Origin of the sequence: Sphingomonas psychrolutea (assembly GCF_014636175.1) — a bacterium.
Lineage (GTDB): Bacteria > Pseudomonadota > Alphaproteobacteria > Sphingomonadales > Sphingomonadaceae > Sphingomonas > Sphingomonas psychrolutea.
On the sequence record NZ_BMDW01000040.1, the window covers coordinates 1 to 7,794 of the forward strand.

Consider the following 7,794-nt stretch of genomic DNA (forward strand, 5'->3'; position numbering starts at 1 on the left):
CCTGAATCGCTTCTCCGAAATAGGAACACCGGTGACCGTCCGCCTCTCATAACATCTTCAAGTAAAAGCGCGGTTATGCTCTCGCGACGTTATGCAACAAAGCCTCACACAACACAGTTAGGTAGGCGACTTCATTGTCGTCAATGTGAATGAAGAGCGTGCCGTCTCCGCTCAACAGCGCCCGGATATATTCCAGTCGCTCACGCATCAACGTGAGCCAAAGCGAATGTTCCATACCATCGTCATAGTGAAGGAAAGCTTGTTTGGTATTAAAGGGCGGATCAATGTAAACGCACTTTACCTCGCCGCCATAGCTTGCCTCCAGCGCCTTGAGCGCCAGCAGATTATCCCCCTTGATGAGCAAATTATCGAACACGTCGTCCTCACCGCGCGTAGCCGCGTGATAGCTCTTTTCGGGATGCTCGATCAGGATGCGCGGCTCCAGCTTGGGGCGCTCCTCCTTGCCGGGCCATGTTAGTTCAAGTTTCGTTTTGTTCGTCATACTGATACCCTTGCGGTGTGCCAGCGCGTGCCACGGAGGGCCAGCGCATACCGCTTTGCTTGACTTTTTGGCGCGGATGGCCGATATGCGGCGTTGGATTGGGACTTACCCGGTCGGCAATCGGACTCTGGGAACACCTGGGGTCCTTTTGTTTTTTCGGGGCTATGCGCGACGCTCACGGAAAGCATTTCACGCCTCCCAGCTTGGTCGTGATGGTCTCATAGGCGCGGTTGGCCTGATCGGGCCGCATATAGTGCAGGGCTATCGGTCGCGCGGTCAGATCGGATAGCTGGAGGCCGGTCGAGTTGGCGGCTTTCTTGATGAAAATCGGCTCAAACCGCATTTGGGTAAAATCGGTCTGCTTCCATCCCCAATTGCGCTGGTTCGCGCATATGCGGCGAAATTCCAGTTCCAGATCGGCGTCCTCTTGCTTGCCCCGGCTCTCGAACAGCACATGGACCACTCGCTCCGCCTGCCCCTTGGCCAGAAGCTGCTCCAGAAGCCTTTCCATGCAGAACAGGAGCGCGATCTCATAAGGGTTGGAAGGGTGGGCGTATTTCGCTTTCAGCTTCACCTTGTCGATCACCGACGCGACGATGGACATGGGCGTATCGGCCATCAAGCCGTTCAGCCGGTCATAGAAGCTGGCGCGCAAATCCGGGTTGGTGAGCAGTAGGGTGAATGGACCCTTGCGCTTGCGGATTTCATGCTCGTGCAAGACTACGCCGTCATGGCCCCAGAAGTCGAATTTGAACTGCTGGAACGCGGGGACCACTTTCCCAACATATTCGGCCTTCTCGATCATGCAGAAGGACAGGGCGAACATTGGAAACTCCGGGTCGATCTTATCCAGCCCATGATCGCCGCTCTCGTCGGCAAAGACCGTGTAATCGGAATAGGGGAAAGCGTCGGTCATGATTCCGCTGCTAATTTGTTCTCGGTCGCTTGTCTCGCGGGTATCTCGGTTTGTGCGCGAATCGGCAGACCAAGCCGCTTCGCCTTGCCGATCACCGCGTTGCGGCTGACACCGCCAATGGCCCGCCCGATGTCGTTTGCCGACATGCCTTGCCCCCACAACCGCCGCAGCATCTCCACCCGATCAACTGGCCATGCGTTCGGCTGATCGTCGGGCAGTTCTGTAGGCGGAGGATTCGGCAATGATCGGATGGTGCCAATTTCCGGTGGCCCGCCATGCGCTGCTATCACCGCGTCCAGCGCGGCGATACGGCCCGTCAGTTCGGCGCGTTCCTCTTTATTCTGGAGATACTTGCGAGAGCCCAGAAAGAACTTGCGCCCTCTCTCCTCCAGCCGCTCCACCATCGCCGCGAGTAGGTCCCGCTCGATGGCGAGTTTGCCGTGATTCGGCTGACTCGGGGCCGCGACGACAACCTGCGGAAGGCTTGGCTGCGGCACACTGATAACCGGTGCAGCCTTAGATGCCGCTGCCAGCTTCCGCAGAAATGGGGATGCCTTCGGTAGCTTGCCGCGACTGAAAGGTGGCGGCTTGGCAACGGACTCGGGTTGCGGGGAAGGCTTTTTGGACAACTCCGCCGCCTCAGTCTTCGCCAAGACTTCCGCGCGTGTCTTTTCGACCCGGCGCGCCTCCTCGAGCGCCTCTTTCGCCCGTCGCCGGGCCACGGCAACAAGGTCCGCTCGCTGGACCCGTAACAGGCTTATGCCGCCCGATCCCGACTGCTCCGGGTCCAGCAAATGCGCGGCGCTATGATTGCTCTTAGCATGCCAGCGGACGAGGCACAGCGGTTCGACCTCGATCAGGACATCGGTGCGCTGCCACAGGGTCTCCTCGGTCGCATCGGCTTCACGGCGAAGCGCGGCACGTTGCCGGGCAAGCTGAGCTATTGCGTGATCGTGTTCGGCCTCCAGTTCAGCGATGATTTCGGTAAACATCGCGCGGGCTTCGTCCGATGCATCGGCCATGCGTCGCCGTCGCCGCAAATCTGCGATCTGCAAATCGATTACGCGAGTGCGGGCAATAGCCCTTGCCTCCAGCGCCTCAATATTCCGCTGCCCACGGTCGTAGAGCGCGGCGAGGCCAGTGTTCATCTCGCGCTGCCAGCGAGCATAGAATGCGCCCTCTTCCTCGCACAAAAGGTCATCGAGGATTTCGGGCGGATCTTCATAGCAGTGATCGAGCCGATCCCAGCGGCATTGGGTCAGGTGCGTCGCGCGCCATGCCGGGATGGGCGTTTCATAGTCGTCGCAGGCGGCGATCAGTTTGCCGCGCAGTAGATCATGCTCGCTTTGGATCGTGGCGCGCGCGACAAGCAGCCAGCCGGATTGACCCCGGAAGGCCGCAATGTTGGTCCAGGACTCATCGTAGGAATCGAGATTAAGTTCGAGGGAGAGGGGGGACTGCCCAAACTCCGGGAACACCTCTTATTGAGCCTTCGCCCGAGCGGCTGCCATTGCGCCCGGCTCAACAGACCAGCGTAGCGTAAACATCTCCTCCAACCGTGGTTGCTGATCGAGCAGGGTCGAAAACGCGTCGAGCTTCTCACCGATATCCTTGTTGACAGCCTTCTTTGCTTCGAATTGGCTCATTTTCAGGTCGTCGCGCGCCGTCTCTCTCTTCCGGATATCGCGCATCACCGCGACCTTCTCCTCCATGCTGAGGCTGGGCGAGAGTTTCTGGCGCTGCAAATCCTTCAGTTCGAGATCGAGCGTGGCGATCTGGGCCTCAATCTCGATTTCCATGTCGCGCGCATAGCGACCGAGGCGCTCTTCCTCCTCGATCAGCCAGGCATAATTTTCCTGCTTCACGCGTTCGGAGAAATGGCCGAATTCGAAATCCTGTAGCTGCGACAGCCGATCGTGGGGAATGTCGTTTGCCGTCGATCCTAACGACTGCGCGGGTGCCATCATCATCTTATCGCAGACCTGCGGCTTCACCATCTCGCCGCCATCGGTTTCGGCGATGACGATTACCTCTTCGCGCTCCGCGCCGGGCGTCGGCATCGTCGCCTTGAATGCGCGGAGCCAGCCCGATTGGCCGGAAAGCTCGGGCACGCCACCAAGCTGACCCGCGTAGGGATAAGCCGCTGGATCGAAGCGCACGATCTCCGCGCCGTCCGGAACGGTGCGCGCCTTGGCACGCTCAATCAGTTCGTCACCAAGCCCTTCATTGACGCGGAAGAACTGCCAGTCGTTCTCGTCGGCCAAGGGCCATTTCGTGGTCCATTGCTTGCCGTCCCAACCGAAGTTTTCGCTGTCTGGGGTGGGGAATTCAGCATCGGGCAATTCGCCCTTCGCCACCATCAACAGGCGCTGTTTGAATTCGGGTAATATCTGCGCGAGTGCCTCGTTGCGACGATGCAGTTTGGCGACGACATCCGCATCCATATTCTCCAAGACTTTCGCGCGGGCCTCTTCAAGGTCCGCGTCGATGCTGTCCTGGATACGCGCCGTCAATTCATCGAATTCACGGTCGGCCTGCTCGTCGCTGCGGCATTTTTGCATGATCCGCAGCACCTCTTTCTCAAAGTCGATGCCGTCCGTCAGGATGCCCAGCACTTCGTCGCTCGACCCGAAGACACCGTCGAACAGGTGGAGCTTCTGCTCCAGCAGTTGATGGATGCGAGCTTCCGCGCGGTTCTTCATGTTGAGCATATTAACGACGGTGACATCGACCAACTGGCCGTAGCGATGGCAACGACCAATACGCTGCTCAACGCGTTGCGGATTCCAAGGCAGGTCGTAGTTGATAAGCAAGGAGCAGAACTGAAGGTTGATGCCTTCCGCGCCGCTCTCGGTGGCTATCAATATGGTCTTGTCATCGCTCTTGAATGACTCGACGATCGCGGCCTTCATATCCGCCGTTTTCGATCCGGAAATGCGGTCCGTGCCCGAGTGGCGCTCTTTCCAGGAGCCATAGATCGCGCGGCTCTCGTCGTCGCCGTTCGACCCGTTCATCACGACGATCCGGCCTTCGTATCCGTGATCGGTAAGCAGTTGGTGGAGATATTTTTGAGTTCGGACGCTTTCGGTGAATATTACCGCCTTTCGCTGGCCGCCCTTGGCTTTGATTCGATCGAGCACCTCTGGTAGGTTGTGGATGAGCTTCTCGCCCTTCGCGTTTACACCGATATCCTGCGCCAGATCGCGCATGGCTTCGACCAGCGCGATCTCGGCAGCTAACTGAACAGGGTCCACTACATCGGTATCGGCGTCGTCGTCATCCTCTTCGGACTCTCGCTCTTCGTCGAACGTATCTTCGAAGTCGTCGGTCATCCCCGCTGTTGGACGCTGCTTCAGGCGTAGTCGACCGAGCAACGTGTCCAGGTAGCGCGCAACAGCGAAAGTGGACGAGCCCAAACTCTTGCGGGCCTGCAAAACGACGAGGGCGTTGGTTCTGCCACCATAGGCGATTGTGCCAGGGTCTTGAAGATATTCGGAAAGCATCTCGTATAGCCGGGTTTCCTGATCATACGGCTCAAACTGAAATGTGACGGCGTGACGTTGGCGGAAGTTGATATGACCAGCCTCCTGCACCTGACGCCGTAGCGTGCGATGGCACACGAGCTTTAGGCGCTCCCGCAGCATTTCCTGCGACGCGGGCGAGGTTGCCGCTCCAGCATATTGCGCGCGGAACGCATTCTCACCGCCGAAATGCGTGTCGTCGATCATCGAAACGATGCCGAACAACTCCATGAGCGAGTTCTGTAACGGCGTTGCCGTGAGCAAAATCTTGAACCTGCCATCGACCGCGTGTTTTAGAGCTTTGGCCCCTTTTGCCGTGTTTTTGCGATGAACATTCCTGAGGCGGTGAGCTTCGTCGAATACGACAAGGTCCCATGGTACGGCTCGAATCTCCTCAGCTTTCCGAGCCGCGAATTCGTAGGAGCTTATCAGGACCCCACCACCAACTTCGAATGGGCGCGCCTGACCAGCCTTGCGCATCTCGTTGTAGGTTTTCGATTCAAGAATGCGGCTTCTGAGTGAGAACTTGTCGAATAACTCCTGCTGCCACTGCTTCCGCAGCGACGCTGGAACAACGAGTAATATTCGCTGCTTCTGCTCTGCCCATTTCTGCGACATCACGAGCCCAGCCTCGATCGTTTTGCCGAGGCCGACTTCGTCGGCAAGCAGGACGCCCTTCGCGTAAGGGGCCTTCAACGCAAACAGCGCAGCATCGACCTGATGCGGGTTCATTTCCACACGCGCGGAGGTAAGCGATCGAGTGAAGGCGTCTTCGGCAGTTCCCGCAACGGTTAAGCGATGCGCATGATAATGTGCTTGAATGGGGAGATATTCAGACATTCCGCTCCGTTCAGGCGATACCAGCATTCGCCACTTTTTGGGCTTAATAGATGAAAAGTAGACAGTTTTCTAGCCAAACATAAATGGATAAGTACAATTAGACCTTGCGAGTTCGGCCAAGAGCCGATCGTCGAGCGAGGTGATTAGGAGATCAAGGCATGCTCGTCGTCGAATGGCTGGATGGCATATCTGAAGGATATAGCGATCTGCTACCCTCGTGGTGGTTCGAAAAAGAAGGGGGTCACGCTTCCCTGACGCACGATGTCCTCGGTCCGAAGGGAGGAGCCTATGGCGTGCTCGGTGCTCGTTGAGCGTTCGGGGCAACATCGCCGACATGGGTTACGCAGGCGATCACCAAGAGCGGAACGAGAACAAGTTTTCCATCGGGACCATCCGCCTGATCTTCACAGACTCGTCGCGGAAGCACGTTCGAGCGGTTCAGTGGCGTGATCCCACGCCCGATGCCAAGTTCGTCGTGTGTGCTACCGACCGCTACGACCTGGCCACGCTGGCAGGGTTGACGCCCTTCTATCCAACCAATCAAGAAGATGGCCACAACCAAATCGAGCGAATGGTCACCCTAAGGCAAGGGCAACGATCCTTCCGCAATAGTCTGATGGCGGCTTACGAACGCCGCTGCGCGATCACTGCCTGCGAGATCGATGAAGTGCTCGAAGCCGCGCATATCAGTCCGTACATGGGCGAGCACACGAACCATGTGACCAATGGCCTGCTTCTTCGAGCCGACATGCACACGCTGTTCGACTGCGGACTGATCAAGGTCGATCCCGACCTACGCATCATTGCTGCCAGCCATGTTCGCGATGCCTACAAACTGCCCGATGCCATCAGGCCTTCGAAAAATATAGAGGCGCACCCCAACTGCGAGGCGCTCAAGTTGAAGATGGGCCTGCCTGCTCGAAAGTAGGCGCGAGCGAGCCCGAGGCGTTGAAGTCCATCTTGAAGGGTCGGTTCGGCAGCTACCAGGCGGTCCGCGACTTTGTTGATGCCATATCCTACAAGGCCAACGCGGATATGTGGACCTGAAGGGGCTGGCGATACTGGCCGTGACCGATGACCCAGCGCCGATCATGGGGTGAACAAACGAAAATGCGATACTCTAACTTCTACCGCCGCCCCTCGTTCGCGTTCGGCATGATCGCGGGCATCCCGCTGTTCTTGCTGATATCCGCTACTGCGCAAGTGCTGGTGTTCGTCGCGTGGATCGTGGGGGCCTTGATGGTCGTCTTGCTACTCGCGGCGGTCGCGGCCTCGGTGTCAGGCGCTCAAAACATGAAGCTGCTCGAGCGGGAGAACGAGGAAAGACACGAACAGGCCAACCTCATCCGACAAAAACGCCGCGAAAAGGCTCGAGCGCTCAATGCTCAACCTCGTAACGAAAAAGCCATTGGTCAACGCCCCAGCGCGTATGTAGCTGGTTCGGCCTCAACCACAGGAGGCCATATGAACTACGATCCCCGCTTCGCCCTCGTCGATACCGAAGGCAACGAACGTTTTCCCGCCATCATCAACGGCACCTTCCAGATCGGCAAAGCCCGTGATGCGATGCCGACCGACATCGAGGCGTTCGCACGAGCGATTCTCGTTCATGCGCAAGGTGGCCGCTTCGTTCGTGCCGATGGTGGTAAACCGGGGATCTTGAAGTTTAGCGGGCGAGCAAGAGAAGCCGTTGCCTATCGGCTCGATCCCGCCATCGCTGCCGCACTCGAAATCCCGGCCTCCGGATCGAGATAACACGACACCGACTATCTGGAGCATCACTTTTCTGCTCTCGATAGGGGATGAGGCCGCGCCTCGGCGCGGCCTTTATCTTCATCGACATCGCCATGAGCCGAGCGTGCAGGATCGTGATCCATCTGAATCACGATGCTCATTCTTGAAATCCTGACCATTCCAAAACCCTGTCGGAAATCACCGTCTCGAACCCACGGTTTTCCGCCGATAATGTTGGCCCATAGTGGCGATTCCGCAATGGAATGGATTTGGAACGGGTA

The 7,794-nt window shown here is 58.0% G+C and carries 7 protein-coding genes; 2 read left to right on the forward strand and 5 right to left on the reverse strand.

Translation table 11 applies throughout. The features are described from left to right. Positions 1-73: 73 nt before the first annotated feature. From IEV62_RS17840 to IEV62_RS17855, 4 genes are all read right to left on the reverse strand, one after another. Positions 74-502, reverse strand: coding sequence for a DNA methyltransferase (locus IEV62_RS17840; protein ID WP_188449909.1), 429 nt, complete (start codon positions 500-502; stop codon positions 74-76). Between the two features lie 175 nt (positions 503-677). Beyond that, entirely contained in the window at positions 678-1,418 is a 741-nt protein-coding gene (locus IEV62_RS17845) for a DUF3800 domain-containing protein (RefSeq protein ID WP_188449911.1), read from the reverse strand. Further along, positions 1,415-2,896 (reverse strand): GcrA family cell cycle regulator, encoded by a 1,482-nt coding sequence (locus IEV62_RS17850; RefSeq protein ID WP_188449913.1) that lies wholly within the window; start codon positions 2,894-2,896, stop codon positions 1,415-1,417. Before IEV62_RS17850 ends, IEV62_RS17845 begins: the two co-directional genes overlap by 4 nt. A 3-nt stretch (positions 2,897-2,899) precedes the next feature. Then, the gene (locus IEV62_RS17855) at positions 2,900-5,779 is read right to left on the reverse strand and encodes an SNF2-related protein (protein WP_229733391.1); all 2,880 of its coding nucleotides are present in this window, start codon (positions 5,777-5,779) and stop codon (positions 2,900-2,902) included. Between the two features lie 334 nt (positions 5,780-6,113). Here IEV62_RS17855 and IEV62_RS17860 point away from each other — a divergent pair, with 334 nt between their 5' ends. Together IEV62_RS17860 and IEV62_RS18310 are read left to right on the forward strand one after the other, a co-directional pair. Then, positions 6,114-6,707, forward strand: a complete 594-nt coding sequence (locus IEV62_RS17860; protein WP_188449915.1) for an HNH endonuclease — start codon at positions 6,114-6,116, stop codon at positions 6,705-6,707. A 146-nt stretch (positions 6,708-6,853) separates the two neighbouring features. Continuing rightward, positions 6,854-7,534, forward strand: coding sequence for a hypothetical protein (locus IEV62_RS18310; RefSeq protein WP_229733393.1), 681 nt, complete (start codon positions 6,854-6,856; stop codon positions 7,532-7,534). 23 nt (positions 7,535-7,557) lie between these two features. Here the strand turns inward: IEV62_RS18310 and IEV62_RS18315 are convergent. Next, a partial coding sequence (locus tag IEV62_RS18315; RefSeq protein WP_229733394.1) for a hypothetical protein occupies positions 7,558-7,794 on the reverse strand: 237 nt, incomplete at its 5' end.

Excerpts from the sequence above, each read along its gene's own strand:
- IEV62_RS17840 (WP_188449909.1), bottom strand. The coding sequence starts at position 502 with ATGACGAACAAAACGAAACTTGAACTAACATGGCCCGGCAAGGAGGAG.
- IEV62_RS17845 (WP_188449911.1), bottom strand. The coding sequence starts at position 1,418 with ATGACCGACGCTTTCCCCTATTCCGATTACACGGTCTTTGCCGACGAG.
- IEV62_RS17855 (WP_229733391.1), bottom strand. The coding sequence starts at position 5,779 with ATGTCTGAATATCTCCCCATTCAAGCACATTATCATGCGCATCGCTTA.
- IEV62_RS17860 (WP_188449915.1), top strand. The coding sequence starts at position 6,114 with ATGGGTTACGCAGGCGATCACCAAGAGCGGAACGAGAACAAGTTTTCC.
- IEV62_RS18310 (WP_229733393.1), top strand. The coding sequence starts at position 6,854 with ATGACCCAGCGCCGATCATGGGGTGAACAAACGAAAATGCGATACTCT.